This window comes from Corynebacterium sp. HMSC074A09, assembly GCF_001811545.1.
Taxonomy (GTDB): Bacteria; Actinomycetota; Actinomycetes; order Mycobacteriales; family Mycobacteriaceae; genus Corynebacterium; species Corynebacterium hiratae.
Genome location: NZ_KV805155.1, coordinates 1 through 14,940, shown reverse-complemented (window position 1 = coordinate 14,940; position 14,940 = coordinate 1). Strand labels below are relative to the sequence as shown.

At 58.0% G+C, this 14,940-nt stretch carries 15 protein-coding genes, 1 other RNA gene and 1 pseudogene; 8 read left to right on the top strand and 9 right to left on the bottom strand.

The window, feature by feature from the left end:
- Positions 1 to 30 precede the first annotated feature (30 nt).
- The 4 genes from ftsE to HMPREF2807_RS08975 are packed head-to-tail and all read left to right on the top strand — an operon-like array spanning position 31 to position 2,548.
- Positions 31 to 720, top strand: coding sequence for a cell division ATP-binding protein FtsE (gene ftsE / locus HMPREF2807_RS08990; RefSeq protein WP_070512057.1), 690 nt, complete (start codon positions 31 to 33; stop codon positions 718 to 720).
- Entirely contained in the window at positions 721 to 1,623 is a 903-nt protein-coding gene (gene ftsX / locus HMPREF2807_RS08985) for a permease-like cell division protein FtsX (protein WP_070512053.1), read from the top strand.
- A 54-nt stretch (positions 1,624 to 1,677) separates the two neighbouring features.
- On the top strand, positions 1,678 to 2,181 hold the full coding sequence (gene smpB, locus HMPREF2807_RS08980; RefSeq protein ID WP_070512049.1) for an SsrA-binding protein SmpB: 504 nt from the start codon (positions 1,678 to 1,680) through the stop codon (positions 2,179 to 2,181).
- Between the two features lie 10 nt (positions 2,182 to 2,191).
- Positions 2,192 to 2,548, top strand: a complete 357-nt coding sequence (locus HMPREF2807_RS08975) for a DUF488 domain-containing protein (RefSeq protein WP_070512046.1) — start codon at positions 2,192 to 2,194, stop codon at positions 2,546 to 2,548.
- Here the strand turns inward: HMPREF2807_RS08975 and HMPREF2807_RS08970 are convergent.
- Positions 2,545 to 3,816, bottom strand: a complete 1,272-nt coding sequence (locus tag HMPREF2807_RS08970) for an SLC5/6 family protein (RefSeq protein ID WP_070512043.1) — start codon at positions 3,814 to 3,816, stop codon at positions 2,545 to 2,547. The genes HMPREF2807_RS08975 and HMPREF2807_RS08970 overlap by 4 nt on opposite strands.
- A gap of 211 nt (positions 3,817 to 4,027) precedes the next feature.
- Between HMPREF2807_RS08970 and ssrA the strand changes: the two genes are divergently transcribed.
- Positions 4,028 to 4,407, top strand: a transfer-messenger RNA (tmRNA) gene (gene ssrA, locus HMPREF2807_RS08965).
- Between the two features lie 338 nt (positions 4,408 to 4,745).
- Here ssrA and HMPREF2807_RS08960 read toward each other — a convergent pair.
- From HMPREF2807_RS08960 to HMPREF2807_RS08945, 4 genes are read right to left on the bottom strand one after another with little or no spacing between them, the layout of a single operon-like run.
- Complete coding sequence (locus HMPREF2807_RS08960) at positions 4,746 to 5,600, bottom strand: ABC transporter ATP-binding protein (protein ID WP_070512040.1); 855 nt, start codon at positions 5,598 to 5,600, stop codon at positions 4,746 to 4,748.
- A complete protein-coding gene (locus HMPREF2807_RS08955) occupies positions 5,597 to 6,655 on the bottom strand; it encodes a FecCD family ABC transporter permease (RefSeq protein WP_070512353.1) in 1,059 nt (352 codons plus the stop codon). The genes HMPREF2807_RS08960 and HMPREF2807_RS08955 overlap by 4 nt, the downstream gene beginning before the upstream one ends.
- 47 nt (positions 6,656 to 6,702) lie before the next feature.
- Entirely contained in the window at positions 6,703 to 7,728 is a 1,026-nt protein-coding gene (locus HMPREF2807_RS08950) for a FecCD family ABC transporter permease (protein ID WP_070512037.1), read from the bottom strand.
- The gene (locus tag HMPREF2807_RS08945) at positions 7,725 to 7,994 is read right to left on the bottom strand and encodes a hypothetical protein (RefSeq protein ID WP_141754747.1); all 270 of its coding nucleotides are present in this window, start codon (positions 7,992 to 7,994) and stop codon (positions 7,725 to 7,727) included. Before HMPREF2807_RS08945 ends, HMPREF2807_RS08950 begins: the two co-directional genes overlap by 4 nt.
- Before the next feature lie 624 nt (positions 7,995 to 8,618).
- On the opposite strand from HMPREF2807_RS08945, the gene HMPREF2807_RS08940 reads away from it, so the two are divergent.
- The 3 genes from HMPREF2807_RS08940 (at position 8,619) to HMPREF2807_RS08935 (ending at position 11,651) form a co-directional block, all read left to right on the top strand.
- Positions 8,619 to 9,404: an ABC transporter substrate-binding protein gene (locus HMPREF2807_RS08940; RefSeq protein WP_232751654.1), complete on the top strand. Its 786-nt coding sequence runs from the start codon at positions 8,619 to 8,621 to the stop codon at positions 9,402 to 9,404.
- A gap of 4 nt (positions 9,405 to 9,408) precedes the next feature.
- Positions 9,409 to 9,606: a hypothetical protein gene (locus HMPREF2807_RS14205; protein WP_232751653.1), complete on the top strand. Its 198-nt coding sequence runs from the start codon at positions 9,409 to 9,411 to the stop codon at positions 9,604 to 9,606.
- Between the two features lie 188 nt (positions 9,607 to 9,794).
- Positions 9,795 to 11,651 (top strand): siderophore-interacting protein, encoded by a 1,857-nt coding sequence (locus HMPREF2807_RS08935; RefSeq protein WP_070512031.1) that lies wholly within the window; start codon positions 9,795 to 9,797, stop codon positions 11,649 to 11,651.
- A gap of 171 nt (positions 11,652 to 11,822) precedes the next feature.
- On the opposite strand, the gene HMPREF2807_RS08930 is transcribed toward HMPREF2807_RS08935, so the two are convergent.
- From HMPREF2807_RS08930 to HMPREF2807_RS13910, 4 genes and pseudogenes are all read right to left on the bottom strand, one after another.
- Entirely contained in the window at positions 11,823 to 13,403 is a 1,581-nt protein-coding gene (locus HMPREF2807_RS08930) for a phospho-sugar mutase (RefSeq protein WP_070512028.1), read from the bottom strand.
- A 3-nt stretch (positions 13,404 to 13,406) separates the two neighbouring features.
- Complete coding sequence (deoC, locus tag HMPREF2807_RS08925; RefSeq protein ID WP_070512024.1) at positions 13,407 to 14,054, bottom strand: deoxyribose-phosphate aldolase; 648 nt, start codon at positions 14,052 to 14,054, stop codon at positions 13,407 to 13,409.
- Positions 14,051 to 14,713 (bottom strand): annotated as a pseudogene (locus HMPREF2807_RS08920) (MFS transporter); the annotation flags it as partial. The gene deoC and the pseudogene HMPREF2807_RS08920, both read right to left, overlap by 4 nt.
- Positions 14,704 to 14,862 (bottom strand): hypothetical protein, encoded by a 159-nt coding sequence (locus HMPREF2807_RS13910; protein ID WP_158010535.1) that lies wholly within the window; start codon positions 14,860 to 14,862, stop codon positions 14,704 to 14,706. The pseudogene HMPREF2807_RS08920 and the gene HMPREF2807_RS13910, both read right to left, overlap by 10 nt.
- Between the last annotated feature and the right edge of the window lie 78 nt (positions 14,863 to 14,940).

The following is a 14,940-nucleotide window of genomic DNA, read 5'->3' as shown; positions in this document are numbered from 1 at the left end:
CGAGTAATAATTGTTGCTAATGTGGCTTAAGTGATCACTTTCGAGAATGTGTCCAAGGTCTATCCGACCTCCACGAGGCCCGCGCTGGACAACGTGTCCTTTGAGATAAAAGACGGCGAATTCGTCTTTCTCATCGGCCCGTCCGGTTCTGGCAAGTCGACCTTCCTCCAGCTCATGGTCCGCGAGACAAATGTGAGCTCGGGAGATATCTACTTTGGGGACTTCCACGTCAACGCGTTGAAGGGGCGCGAGGTCAATAGGCTGCGTCAGTCCATCGGCTACGTCTTCCAAGACTTCCGCCTTCTGCCCAAGCTCAATGTCTACGACAATGTTGCCTTTGCCCTCGAGGTCATTGGCAAGCGCAAAGCACGGATTGCCAAGCAGGTCCCCGAGGTTCTCGACATGGTCGGCCTGGGAGCCAAGCAGCACCGCATGCCACATGAGCTCTCCGGCGGTGAGCAACAGCGCGTGGCGATCGCGAGGGCTTTTGTCAACCGTCCCAAGCTGCTGCTTGCCGACGAACCCACGGGCAATCTCGATCCCTCCACTGCCGCGGAGATCATGTCGTTGCTCACCAAGATCAACCGCCGAGGAACCACCGTGGTGATGTCGACGCATAACGCGCGTGCGGTCAACGAGGCCCGCCAGCGTGTGATTGAGCTGCACAACGGCACGCTCGTGCGCGATGAGAAGAACGCGATGTATGGGGAGGCGGTCTAAGTGAATCTGGGCTTTGTTTTTAGAGAGGCCTTCAAGGGACTCGGTCGCAACATCACCATGACTATCGCCATGGTGATTACCACGGCCATTTCGGTGGCCTTGGTGGTGGCCGGTGTTCTGGTCACGCAGATGACCAATGAGACGAAGGATATTTACCTCGAGCGCGTCGAAGTCATGGTCCAGCTCAACGAAGATATTTCCGCCAACGATCCGGAGTGCAAGGACTCTGCCTGTGCGGGGCTAAGGAAGAAGCTGGAAGCAGATGAGGATATTGAGTCTGTCAACTACCGCAACCGTGAGGACTCTTACCAGCGCTTCGTGGAGCTGTTCAAGGAGACCGATCCGGTCATGGTTGAAGAAACCTCCCCAGATGCGTTGCCGGCGGCCTTCCATGTGCGGCTGAAGGACCCGACGGATACCGCGCCCATCGACGCCATCGCGTCGAATCCTGCCGTCAGCGACATCATCGACCAGCAGGAGGAGGTGCGCAGCGCCGCCGGCAACTTGGATGCCATCCGGAATGCCACGTTTGTCGTTGCCGCTGTCATGGCGCTGGCCGCCATCATGCTGATTGCGAACATGGTGCAGATTGCCGCCTACCAGCGCCAGCGGGAAACCGCGATTATGCGCATGGTCGGTGCCTCGCGGTGGATTACCCACGCGCCCTTCATCCTGGAGGCGGTCCTTGGCGCTGTGGGTGGCGTTATCCTCGCCGGGGTCGGCGTCATCGTGGGAAAGAACACCGTGATCGATCCCGCGCTGAAGGACTTGTACCACAACCAGCTGTTGGCCCCGGTGACCTCTGGGGACGTCTGGACGGCGCTGCCCATCGTGGGGTTGGTGGCAATCCTGTGCGCTGCGCTGACCGCGCAGGTAACCATGCGCGCTTATGTGCGGACATAGGCTCTGAGCAACGATGTGGATTTTGCCTGGCTGTAGCGTAATATAGTCCGAACTATGGCGAAGAAGGCAAAGAAGAAAAAGGTGGCCGTCGATAATAACTCGACTCTGGCCACCAACCGACGTGCCCGCCACGACTACACCATCCTCGACACCCTGGAATGCGGCATGGTGCTCGTGGGCACCGAGATTAAGTCGATGCGCGAAGGCAAAATCTCACTGGCGGATGCCTTCGCCACCATCGACGACGGTGAGGTTTATATCCGCAATCTCCATATCCCGGAGTATTCCCAGGGTACGTGGACGAATCACTCACCGAAGCGCACGCGCAAGCTGCTGCTGCACCGTCGGGAGATTGACAAGCTTATGGGCCAGGTGCGCGACGGCAATAAGACGCTGATTCCGCTCAAGGTGTACCTGAAGAATGGCCGCGCCAAGTGTGAGCTCGGCTTGGCCAAGGGTAAGCAGGACTACGATAAGCGCGAGGCGATTAAGCGCCGCGACCAGGACCGCGAGATTACCCGCGAGCTTGGACGCCGCGTAAAGGGGATTAACGCCTAAGCTGGAAGCCATGATTTATACGGCCAAGGTTCATGACGTTATTCACGGTGACGAGGAGCTGCGTGGGGAAGCGGTGCTCGTCGATAAGCTCTGGCCCCGTGGCGTGGCCAAGGAGCGTCTATCCTATGACCACTGGTTCAAGGACGTGGCGCCCAGCGCGGAGCTGCGGAAGTGGTGGGGGCACGATGCCGACGCCTTCGAAGAGTTTGCCCGGCGCTACCGTGCGGAGCTCGACGACAATAACGGCGAGGAGCTTGAGCAACTGCGCCAGCTTGCTGCGGCTGGCGACGTCACCCTGCTCTTCGCCGCCAAGGACCGCGAGGTTAACCACGCGACTGTGTTGAAGGCGTGGTTGGAGGAGCGCTAGGCCAAAAGGCTCCACACGGTTGCTCCCACGGCGATAAGGCCCGTGAAGACGACGAAGACGTTGCTGGGGCGGCCTCGGAATTGCTTGAGAGCGTCGATGCGGTGGATGGCATACATCGGCAACAGGTAGAGGATCGAGGCGATGAAGGGGCCGCCGATGGCCTCAATGAGGCCCAGGATCGACGGATCGATAATGGCCACGATCCATGCACAGACAAAGATGATGCCGTGCATGATGGAGTTGAGCTGCTTTTCCGATAGCTTCGCCGTGGCGCGCGGGGCGGCGCTGCGCAGCAGGAAGTTACCACCCTCGGTAGCGCCCAGCACGTGCCCGAAGTAGGAGGAGATGATGGCAATCATCGCGATGATGGGGGAGAGGAAAGCCAAGACCGGAACGCCGGTGACGTTGGCCAGGTAGGACAGGACCGGCAAATTCTGTTCGCGGGCTTCTGCTAGGCCGTCTGCACCAAGCGTGAGAGTGCAGGACCATACGAAAAACATGGTGAACACAGTGAGCAGAATCGCGGTCAGTGCCAGCGCGCGCGAGGCGTTCTCGGAGCTCTTCTCGCGGCCGTGCGCGGCGACCATAGCCAAGGAGAACTGGGAAATCGCCGGTGAATGGTTAAAAGAGAAGACCAGCACGGGGATGATGAGGGCGACAGCGCCGACGATGCGCCAATCACTGTTGCCCACCTCCATGAAGGAAGCGACGTCCCAGCGCGGGATGAGGTAGATGGATAGCGCGCCGAGGCAGAAGATCAGGGGATAGACCAAGAACTGCGTCACGGCGAGCACGATGCGTTGGCCGAAGGCGAAGACGATGGTCATGATGCCCACGAGAAGGAATGCCAACAGTGGGCGTGGAAATGTCGGTCCGTTCAGTTGGTTGACGATGAAGCTGTTGACCGTGTTGGTGATCGATACACCATAAATTAAAACGATGGGGAAAATCGCGCAGAAATAAACCACCGAAATGATAAAGCCTGCGCGTTTGCCGAAGTAGTCGGTCACAACGGCTGTGATGTCCTCGCCCTGGCGCGGCGATGCACAAATCATTCGGGCTAGGCCGCGGTGAGAGAAGTACGTCATCGGGCCAATCAAAAGCGTAGCCACGAGGAGGGGCCAGAAGCCGAAGCTGCCGGCGTTGATGGGGAGGAACAAAATACCAGCGCCCACCGCGGTGCCGAAAAGCGAGATGGCCCATTCGGTATTACTTGCCTGGCGGTGGTCGATTTCTGGGGAGCGGGAGTTTTCAGCGGTTGTGCTCACTTCGCAACCTTTAACAACGTAGGGGATTTGGACTCACATACCTTAACAGCGATTAAGATGACGCTAATCACAAGGGGGTGCTTATGAAAGCTATACCTCACGTGGCCTGCGGTGGAGCTTGCGGGAATAGGGGCGGGTGCAGTAGCGTTGAACAAACCGTAGGGCGCGTCAAGGCGCGTTCTGCGCAGCTTTCACAGCAATGTGTAATCGAGGGGTCGACTTGGTTTCGACTTCGTACATTGAGCCAGGGGAAGCGTGCCGGTGCAGGCTAGAGACCACCGTTAAGCGTCGTAGCAACCAATAAACGCAGAGAAGAACTCTCAGCGTGACTACGCCCTCGCTGCCTAATTCCAGCGACGCGTGTCTGTCAGCCTAGGTTATGTTCCTGACCTAGAACCTGGCATCGACTAGGGAACTTGCCTGACCGGTTTGTTGTTCGGCCGGTTGGGGACTTTTAGAGCAACTGGGCCCATCATCCGGAGCGAGTTTGCCCGAGCCGGAGGGCCGAGTAGAGATCCTGTGCAGACTGCGCACGGAGAAGCCCTGGCGAGGTGACGAAGGACCCGGGTTCAATTCCCGGCGGCTCCACAGATAGCATTTCCCCTGGTGAGCGTTCACCGGGGGATTTGCTGTATCTGTGCAGTTCATTGGCATGATACTGTGTTGCCACAGGTGGCCACGAGTTGCCACTAAATGACTCTGATTAGGGAATGAATAGGGAACGTTTCCCTAGTCCCTAGTCCCTCGTTGTGGAAGGTGTGGCAATGGCACGGAGGAAGGCTGAGCGCACGCGCCGGGCATTCGGCAAGGTGTCGGTTAAGGGCAAGCGCGTCTATGCGGAATACACCGGGCCGGATGGTGCGTTTCACCGCCCTGGGCATTCCTTCCCCTCAAAGATTGATGCGGAAGGTTGGCTAGCGGAGGAATCCTTAGCTGAGGGAGGAACTAAACCCAGGGCGCTTCATTCTGAGTGGAACGATGAGCGGATCTCCAGTCTCCGGATCCTCGATCACCCGTGCCCGCAGATCAAAAGCCTGCTGCAGCAGCTCTGCGGTGATGATATCGGCGGGTGGGCCGGAAGCTATTACCTGGCCTTCCTTCATAACCACAAGGTAATCGGAGTAGCGCACCGCCAGGTTTAGATCGTGCAGCACCATTACTACGGTTCTTCCTAGTTTCTGACGCAGGCTATCGACAAGTTCGAGGATGTCCACGGAGGTAGCCAGGTCAAGGTAAGTGGTCGGCTCGTCTAGGAAGAGGATGTCGGTGTTTTGCGCTAGCACCATGGAGATCCACGCCCGCTGGCGCTGGCCTCCGGAAAGCTCATCCAACGTACGGCTCGCAAGATCTGCAGAACCGGTCTGGCTTAGAGCCGCGAAGACTGCTTCCTCGTCGGTAGAGGACCACTGCCGGAACCATGCTTGGTGCGGGTGCCGACCGCGGGCTACCAGATCGGAGACCAACAGGCCTTCAGGTGCCACGGGTGATTGGGGCAACACTGCCAGTTTTCGGGCGACGTCCTTGCGCTTGATGGCCGAGATATCTTGTCCATTTACATATACGGTCCCTGTATCGAGGTCGAGCAGTCCGGACATGGCACGCAGCAAGGTCGATTTACCGCACCCGTTGGGCCCCACGATAGTGGTGATTTTTCCCGCTGGGAACGTGGCGTTGAGATCGCGGATGATGGTGCGCTGGCCGTAGCCTACCGTGACCGAGGAAGCGACCACGCTACTGGTGGTATTCGGTTGGTCTGCGCTTGACTGAGGTATGGGGGAGGTCATGCGTCTGTGCTCCTAGTGCGTTGAACGAGTAGGTAAATGAGGAAGATACCGCCCAGCGCGGAGGTGACAATACCCACCGGAAGTTCCACCGGCAGAATAGTTTGGGTCACGATGTCCGCACCTAGTAACAGTACTGCGCCGGTAAGAGCCGACGCCGCAAGCGGGGGACTGGGTACGCCGCACATCCGAAGGGCTACTTGAGGCGCTACAAAGGCGATGAATCCGATGGGGCCGGCAGCGGAAACAGCTACCGCAGCTAGCGCTACGGCCAACGCCAGCATTGCCACCTGCACGCCGTTGACTCGCTGGCCCAGCGCTCGGGCTAGATCGGGTCCCAGAGTGGTGGCCAGCGTTTGGTGGGAGATCCAAGCCAGCAACGGGGCGCATACAATCACAAGGGCGACCATGGGGATGGTGGTATTCCACTCCGACTTGGCCAGGGACCCGGTGAGCCAGAACTGTGCCTGGCTGGCATCCCGCAGTTCCGCGCGGACCATGAGGAAATTGATGTAGGAACTTAGCAGCGCGGTAATGATGATGCCCACGAGTACGAGGCGGTAGGAATCCGCGTGGCGCCGCCAAGCCAACGCCCAGATAGCCGTGGTGCTCAGTATCGCGCCCAGAAACGCGGCCAAGGGAATCCCAATTCCAGCGAGCCAGCCGGCGAAGCCGCTGCCGCCACCGCCGAGCACGATGACCGTTACGGCCATGGCAGAGGCGCCCGTGGTGATGCCGAGGATATCGGGGCTGGCCAACGCGTTCCGGGTGACCGTCTGGGTTAGCGCTCCAGAAAGTCCCAGTGCGCAGCCGACCGCGATGGCTGTGGCTACTCGAGGCATGCGCCACTCGAGGACCACGAGTTTTTCCACGCGGGATCCTTCCCCATGAAAGATCACCTGTAGTACTCGGGGGACGGAAATAGGGTAGTCGCCCAGTCCGATGGAGAGTGCTCCTAAAAAGACAATGAGCGCTGTGGCGATAAGACACACCAGCACCACCCGCGGGCGCCAGAGAAAGGAGATTGGCCCAGCTCGGAATGGCACCCTGCCCGGCATCTGCCACGAAGTGCTTTGTTTATCCTGTACAGCCTTGTTATGTCGTATCACAGCGTCATCACCTTTTTCCGAGAGATTAAGGCGAGGAAGAACGGCGCGCCAACGAAGGCCAATACGATGCCCGCTTGGAGCTCCCCGGGGCGGGCGATGAGGCGGCCCACTACGTCCGCACACAGCAACAGTGCCGCGCCGGCCAGTGCAGAGTAAGGCAAAATCCACTTGTAATCTGGGCCTGTGAGAGCCCGGACAATGTGGGGCACTACCAGACCAATGAAGCCCAGCGGGCCCGCTGCAGCCGTGGCCGCCCCGGCCAGCAGTGCGATGATGCCCATGCCGCCAAGTCTTGCGGCCGCGTTGTTGATGCCGAGTCCTGCGGCCACGTCGTCGCCTAAGTTCAAGATGTTCAACTGTGGGCCGGTGGCAAACGCCAGGATCAGTCCCAGCACTATAAACGGCAGGATGCCTAGTGCAATGTTCATATCCCGACCGGCAAGGGAACCGACGGTCCAAAAGCGCATTCGATCCAGGTTATTGTCATTGGTGAGAACGAATGCGCTGGTAATGGCGCTTAATACCGCCGACAGTGCGGCTCCGCCCAGTACTAAGGTCAAAGGGTCCACTGCTGCTTTGCCTGCGGAGGCTAGGCCGAAGACTAGTGCAGTGGCTGCGATCGCGCCGAGGAAGGCTACTACTGCGGTGGCCCACGGGGCGGTGATGCCAAACAGAGCGAAGCTGACCACAACGCTCAGGGCCGCGCCGGAGCTGACACCTAGGATTCCCGGATCTGCCAGGGGATTGCGGGTATGGCCCTGAATGAGAGCACCGGCCACTCCTAGTGCCGCCCCCACCATAATGGCCAGCAGGGTGCGCGGTAGCCGCAGCTCGGCTACTACGCGTTGATTGGTTGGAACTTCGTCTTGGGAGCCGCTCGCCCCTGGGAGATCCCGCAGCGCGGCCCACACATCCTCCGCAGGAATGGAACGGGCACCGTACAGCAAACTGCAGATCGTGCCGCCGAGGACCAGTAGGAACAGTACCCCTAGGCCCAGTAGGCGGGTAGTGCGCACACTCATAGCGTGGCCTCCAATCCCTGCAGTGGCTGCCAGCCCGCACCTAGCTGCAGGCGACCACATAACCGAGCCTGTTGGCCTGCCCACTGCTGCTTTCCGATGTCCGTGAAGTAGGCCCTAAAGAGTGCCCAGTAGGCGCTGGTGCTTCGGTAGTCTGGCCCGGACAAAACCATGAGGAGCTCCGAGTCCAGATCCAAGGGTGCTGTGACCCGATGGCCCAAGAAGGACGAGAGACGCTCATGACCGGTCATCTCTGCCATATCGATCACGATGGGAAATCCTAAGTTGTGGGGGCGGGAGAGGTGCGTAACGGTGAATTCGTCCCAGTGCGGTTGACAAAATTCCATATATCCCGACGTGCCCACAGGATCGTTCCTCCGCGATCGGGTACTTGCCACCTCTGGAAGGGGAGCTTCGGCCGAGTTGTGGCTCAGACTTTTGCTGGGGGTGGTTGTCAATCATGGGAAAACATATTACCACTTAAAGTAAGGTAAGCCTTCATTTACTTAAGGGGCGTTCAAAATAAGTTGCTGGAGATTAGGGATTGGCGTAAATGCGGCTACGCCGCTGGCGTCGGCATTCGGCATAACGACAGAATCGAGGGCGATACTCCGCGTATCGAAAAGACGATCCAGAACTTATCGTGACCGTGTCCTCGGACATTGATGAAAATGCATACAAGTAGCTGTCTGATATCGCCCCTGTCGTTGTGCGAAAGGGTGAAGGTATACCCCTTTAGGTAGGTAATAACTATAGATCAATAACTAGAATAAACTATTGCAACGTGGCATAGGTAATGCTAACCTAACTTAAAAGTTACCTTCGGGTTTACCGAAAATTCTGATGAAAAGAGCTGAAAGGTAGCTTGAGGAAACCGACTTTAAGGATAAAGGATGTCAGTAAAAAGAGGTGCGCGGTCATTCATTGCTGCCGCTATCTGTGCCGGATTAGTTCTGTCGGGCTGCTCGTCGAACGATTCAATCGATGAAGCGGCAACAACCTCCGAGGTTGCAGAATACGTGACCATTGAGCACGCACGGGGAACGGACACGTATCCGGTCAACCCGCAAAACGTGGTTGCCGTAGGAACGGCCGTTGATAACCTGCTGGAACTTGGAATTAAACCAGCTGCCGTTGTGCAGCATAGAATAGACAAGAACTCGCCTTGGCGCGAGGCCAAGCTCGATGGCGTCAAGGTGATCGATCAGACAGACTTCAAGACTCTGCCCCAGGAACAAATCGCGGCAATCGAACCCGACTTCATCGTTGGCGACTACTGGACAATTTCCGAGGCTCATTACAAGGAATTGTCTGCAATCGCACCGACTCTCGGCGGAATCTCCGATAAGGGTGAAGGAATTGGCTGGGAATCTCAGCTAGAAGCTTTGGGCAAGATCTTCAATAAGGAATCCGAAGCGAAGAAAGCTATTGAAGAGGATCAGAAGCGTTTCTCCGACGCAAAGGAAAAATTGCCTAACCTCTCCGGTAAAACCGGCGTTGTTTCCCAGTTCGCCCAAGGCTCCTTTGGCGCCGTTGCTGACCCTGAGGATCCGGGTGCTTCCTTCATCTACGATCTGGGCATGAAGTTCCCGGACAAGCTGACGGACGGATCCGTCCCAGCTAATAATAGTGGCCGCGTCACGCTTTCCCCGGGAAAATGTTTCCTACCTAGCCGCTGATTTCATGGTTATTTATAACCGCGACGGCTCAATCGAAGAGGTTGAAAATATTCCGGGATACAAAGATTTGCCACAGGTGAAAGCCGATGCGACTCTCGCTGGTGATTCAGCCGTCGTCGCCGGACTTAACAACCCGACGAGCTTGAGTCGAGCTTGGGTATTGGATAAGACGATGCCGACGCTGGAAAAGGTTGGAAAGTAGTCAAGGCCCGCACAACCCTGATACCTGCTAGAAGGGGCTCACTTCGTTGCAGCAGGTAGTCATGAACGCCTTCCGATTTATCGGAAGGCGTTGTTTTAGGTGATGAAGTCCAAGGAAGTGGTGAGTTCGTTCTTGCCTCTCCGGCAACGAAATAAAAATCAACTTGACCAAAAGGAATGGTTAAAACTATGCCCAGAAACAGTCGAGGTAGAGAAATTTATCCAATCTCTTACCGGGAATTATATGTGCAAAATGTCGAAGATATATCGCCATGCATGCGGCGCATTACGCTCAGCGGAGAGCAACTCCAGGAGCACAAACACGATGGTTTTTCCGTTCCTGCATTATTAAGCAATGGTTTTGATGACGACGTTCGGCTGATCTTCCCGGATCCGGAAACTGGAGAAAGGCCGCACCCAATCGCCCAAAAAGATGGCAACCTACTGTGGCCAGAAGCTGTCAAAAATCTATTCCGGACATACACGGTCCGCCACTTTGACGCTGCTAACCAGCGGTTAGCAATAGATTTCGCGCGCCACGGTGAGGGCCTAGCAGAAAACTGGTCACAGAACGCTCGAATAGGTGACGCCATTTTTGTGGCAGGTCCGAAGTCTTGTGCACAGTTACCTACGCATACCGATTGGCTATTTTTGGCAGGAGATGAGACTGCGCTCCCGGCAATTGGCCGCTGCGTAGAATCACTCCCGTGCGGGCACCCTGCGATTGCGGTGATAGAGGTTCCTACGAGCGCTGATATTCAGAGCTTAGACATTTCCGATTCAGTACAGGTCCACTGGGCGGTACGCGAACGGGGTGAGGACTTCGTGGAAAAGACTAGGGCGCTTTTTGAAGCTACTTCTCCTTCATTATTGCCTGATGGCGAAGGATACGTATGGGCGGCAGGGGAAGCTTCTCGGCTAAAACCGCTGCGCCGTTTGTTTAAAGCTTCCGGAATTACCCCTGAGCATCAAGAAATCACGGGCTACTGGCGGCGTACTAACCCGAAACACGGCAAAGGAAACGCATCGAGCAGTAGTAATAGTGTTTTGCATAATATCCATGATTTAGCTGAGTTGAACTCGGCCTTTGCGCTTCGCACTGCAGTACGTTTAGGACTATTTCAAGAAATCGATGCGGGTGCCAACACAGTCCCTGCCCTTGCTGTTGCGGCAGAACTTCACGAGGAGGCTTTGGGAAGATTTGTCCGTTACTTGGCCGCTCTTCAACTCGTCGAAATCAGCGGGGACGCCCTCACGTTGACTGCAATGGGAATGGAACTGGCGGACCCAGATTCAAATGCGGTGCGCTGGTTAAGCGGGCCTGCGCATCTTGAGGCGATGGCGCTGATGCGACTTGAGCACAGTCTTCGTACCGGTGAGTCAGCACCTCAAGGGGAAAAGGGATTGCCGTGGTCAGAGTATGTTAGCCGTGACCCACAACTCGTGGCCGAACGCTTTGAGCAAAAGAATGTGAGCGCTGGGTGGACTGCTCCTTCGGCAGCTAAGGCACTACAGCAGTATTTAGATGAAACCGCTCGCGTTCTCATCATTGGCCAGGGAGGCGCGGTATATGCAGATGAAATACTCCGACGATGGGAGCATGCCCAGAGCCGTATTATCAGTGATGCTTCCTCGGAAGCGGTGCTACAGGAAATCGCAGTAACCTCTCGTGCACGATGCGAGACGAATGGCGAGGGAAGCGGTTTTTATCCCACTGAAGTGGACTATGTGTGGGCAACTGATGTAGTTTTCATCGATCCCTGGGGTGTCTTTGGTAGCGAGGAAGTAGCTCACCAATTAAACCGTGCAATAAGTAAGGATACGTTCCGGCGGGTTTATATCTTTACCGAGGTTATCGATACGGTAGGCGGAGATGAGCATTCCTATGAAGAGGACATGGTGAGGCTTTCCATGTTCGGCACCAAGATACCGACTCAGGAAGACATCAACGCTGCTGTCGCTGACAACGGCGCTTTTATTGCCTCCACCACGGCTGTTGGCTGGGGTAAACGCCTTTTCGTTCTTGAGGCAGAGGCGAAATCCTAAAGAGGAACTGCTGAGGTTCCCCTCGTGTAGTCGACACCCTGGCTGAGGTCAAAGAAAAATGCCGAAGGAACCACGGTGTCTATGCTGCGGTTCATGCCGGATAAAAGCCGCTGCTGTCCCTGTGAAAGAGAAACCGAGGGCAGCAGCGGCTAAAGCGTAGAGCGTGGCGGCTTAGAGCCCGAAGTACTCGCGCAGATCGGCGGCGATGGCATCGAGGCGATCGGCGTCGGGGGACTCGAGGTAGCACTTGAGCTTGGGCTCAGTGCCGGAGGGGCGGACGATGACGAGGTCATCGTTGTCGGTGAAGAACTTCGAGCCTTGGGCGAACTTTTCCACCTTGGTTATAGGGGAGCCAGCAAGCTCGGTCGGTGGGTTCGCGGAGACCTTCTCCATTGCTTGAGCAATGAGGCTCAAGTCTTCTACGCGGAAGGTCAACGGCTGCGTGTGCAGTGCGCCAACCGTGGCGTAGATTTCTTCCAAGCGGCCTAGCAAGCTAGTTCCAGCGGCCTTGCATTCAGCGGCAAGGCTGGCAAGTACGACGGAAGTAGAAATGCCGTCTTTGTCGCTGACCGCGGCGGGATCGGGGCAAAAGCCAATGGCCTCTTCATAGCCGAAGGATAGCTCTGGGGTGCGGGCGATCCATTTGAAACCGGTAAGCGTTTCCTTATGGCCGAGACCGTAGTGCGCGGCGATGCGCCCGAGCAGGCGGGAGGAGACCAGGGAATTGGCGAAGTTACCGGTAGCGCCGCGGCGAGCAAGGTAATCGCCCAGGAGGGCACCGGTTTCGTCGCCGCTTAGTTGGCTCCAAGAGTTTTCCGCCGTGGGGACGGCGGCGGCGCAGCGATCGGCATCTGGGTCATAAGCGATAAGGATATCGGCATCGATCTCCTCAGCGTGCTTGATTCCAAGGTCTAAGGCGCCGGGTTCTTCCGGGTTGGGGAAGGACACCGTAGGGAAGTCAGGGTCGGGTTCGGCCTGCTCGGGCACCAGCGAGACGCGGAAGCCACAGCGGGAAAGCAGTTCCTTGCCGAGCTCGGCCCCCACGCCGTGCATGGCGGTCAGCGCGATGGTGATATCGGTACTGTCACCGACTAGCTGGGCGGCGCGGTCGAGATAGTCCTCGCGGGTATCGACGTCCTCGATGCGCTCAGAAGAAAGCGCAACCTCGTCGGCATAGGGAGCCGCAGCGATAGCGGCGGCAATTTCGGAGTCTGCCGGAGAAATAAGCTGCACGCCCTCGCCTGGGCCGGTGGCGATGCGGCCGCCCAAGTACACCTTGTAGCCGTTATCGGCTGGAGGGTTGTGGGAGGCGGTGACCATAATGCCGGCATCTGCGCCCAAGGAGCGAACCGTAAAAGCCGTCAGTGGGGTCGGGTTCTGTGCAGGCAGAACCAGGGCCTTACCGCCGGCGGCGGAGATGACCTGGGCGGCATCGCGCTGGAACTGCGCGGAACCGTGGCGGGCATCGCAGCCAATGACGACGACCGGGGCATCGACCTGCTGGTTGAGCCAGGTGATAAGCCCGTAGGTGGTGCGGATGACCACGGCGCGGTTCATACGGGATTCGCCCGCCCCCACGGCGGCGCGCAGGCCCGCGGTACCGAAGTTCAAGGGGCCAGCGAAGGCCGCGGCGAGTTCTTCGGAATTGCCTTCCTCGATCCACGTCAGTACCTGGCGGGCGGTGTCCGCATCCGGATCGTGTTCGGCCCAGGTGCGGGCGTAGTCGACATCGAAGTTCGTGTGTGCGGGCATGGCTTAAAGCTCCTCGAGGATCTTGGCGGAGGAAGACAGCCCCAGGCGGGTAGCGCCGGCTTCGATCATTGCCAGTGCATCCTTGCCGCTGCGGATGCCGCCGGATGCCTTAACGCCGAGAGCGTCGCCTACGGTCTCGCGCATGAGCGTGACCGCGTGGGTGGACGCACCGCCGGCGGGGTGGAAACCGGTGGAAGTCTTGACAAAGTCCGCCTGGGCGGCTGCGGCGGCCTTGCAGGCGAGGACAATGGCGTCGTCGGAAAGCGCGGCAGACTCGATGATGACCTTGAGCACCTTGCCAGGGATGGCATCGCGCACGGCCTGGATTTCGGCCTGCAGATCCTCGGCGCGGCCCTCGATGGCCAGGGGGATATTGATGACCATGTCCACCTCTTCGGCGCCATCAGCAACCGCGCGGGCTGCCTCAGCGGCCTTAATCTCCGGCTTTACGGCACCGGAGGGAAAGCCCACGACGGTGGCGATGTGCATGGATTCTGGAACCTCGATGGGCAGGGCGGACGGGGAAACGCAGACGGAGTAGGTGCCCAGCTCGGCCGCCTCATTGACCAAGGCGCGGAACTGCTCCGGGGTGGCCTCCGGCTTGAGCAGGGTGTGGTCGATGATGGAAGCAACGTCGGTGCGGGAAGTCATAATTGTTCTCCTGAGCGGGTTAGGCGGGATTCGGAACGGGCCATCTTGAGGTCAGAGACGACGTACAGGGCAATACCGATGGCGGCGACTGCCGCGAGGATCCACAGCACGGTGTTATAGCTGGTGAGGTCCTGCAGCTTTGCCGTATAGGCAATGCCCAGTGGGATGGCGATATTGATGGTCAGGTTATAAAAGCCAATCGCGATGCCGGACTTGGTGGCGGTGATATTGCGCAGTGCGGTATTGACCAGCGGGGCGTACATCAGCGCAAAGCCGGAGGCAAAGGCCACGATGACCAGGATGAGTACGGCGACGTGAAGCTGCACGAAGAGCGCGGCCGCCACCAGCGCGCCGGCGACAAGGGCGAAAGCGGTGTAGATGGTGGCGCGAGAGGACAAAACGCCACCGATCTTGCCGGAGAAAATACCAATGAGGATGGCGCAAATATAGCCCGGGATCATCAGCAGGGAGGCCTTGTCGATGCTCATGCCATGCAGGTCATGTGCGGCAAATGGCAGCAGGAAAATGAAGCCCATCTGGGTGGAGTAGACGAAGAAGACCATGAGGATGGTCCACACATAGCGGCCGTTAGTAAAGAACTCCGGGGTGACCACGGGGTGCTTGGCGTGGCCGATGTGGATGATGAAGCCTACGACGCCCCGGTGGTGGCACCCTTATTCTTGTAGAGGCGTTGGCCGCATAGAGTGTGGATTACTCCGTGTGGTTCGATGTGGTGAATGAGGTGCCGCAAGCGTGGCGTGCCGGTACTCCGGCGTGCCGGGTTGGTGGTGGTTTGTGGGGTGGTCATGGTTGCCTTTCCTGGTGCTATTAGGGAAGGATTAGGGAATTTTCCCGGGCCTGACCCCCGGAAAGTAGACACGTCGGG

Coding starts and splice junctions, on each gene's coding strand:
- deoC (WP_070512024.1), bottom strand. CDS start 14,054: ATGACTTCCCGCACCGACGTTGCTTCCATCATCGACCACACCCTGCTC.
- HMPREF2807_RS08930 (WP_070512028.1), bottom strand. CDS start 13,403: ATGCCCGCACACACGAACTTCGATGTCGACTACGCCCGCACCTGGGCC.
- HMPREF2807_RS08960 (WP_070512040.1), bottom strand. CDS start 5,600: ATGACCTCCCCCATACCTCAGTCAAGCGCAGACCAACCGAATACCACC.
- smpB (WP_070512049.1), top strand. CDS start 1,678: ATGGCGAAGAAGGCAAAGAAGAAAAAGGTGGCCGTCGATAATAACTCG.
- HMPREF2807_RS08950 (WP_070512037.1), bottom strand. CDS start 7,728: ATGAGTGTGCGCACTACCCGCCTACTGGGCCTAGGGGTACTGTTCCTA.
- HMPREF2807_RS13910 (WP_158010535.1), bottom strand. CDS start 14,862: ATGACCACCCCACAAACCACCACCAACCCGGCACGCCGGAGTACCGGC.
- HMPREF2807_RS08975 (WP_070512046.1), top strand. CDS start 2,192: ATGATTTATACGGCCAAGGTTCATGACGTTATTCACGGTGACGAGGAG.
- HMPREF2807_RS08940 (WP_232751654.1), top strand. CDS start 8,619: ATGTCAGTAAAAAGAGGTGCGCGGTCATTCATTGCTGCCGCTATCTGT.
- HMPREF2807_RS14205 (WP_232751653.1), top strand. CDS start 9,409: ATGGTTATTTATAACCGCGACGGCTCAATCGAAGAGGTTGAAAATATT.
- HMPREF2807_RS08935 (WP_070512031.1), top strand. CDS start 9,795: ATGCCCAGAAACAGTCGAGGTAGAGAAATTTATCCAATCTCTTACCGG.
- HMPREF2807_RS08955 (WP_070512353.1), bottom strand. CDS start 6,655: ATGCCGGGCAGGGTGCCATTCCGAGCTGGGCCAATCTCCTTTCTCTGG.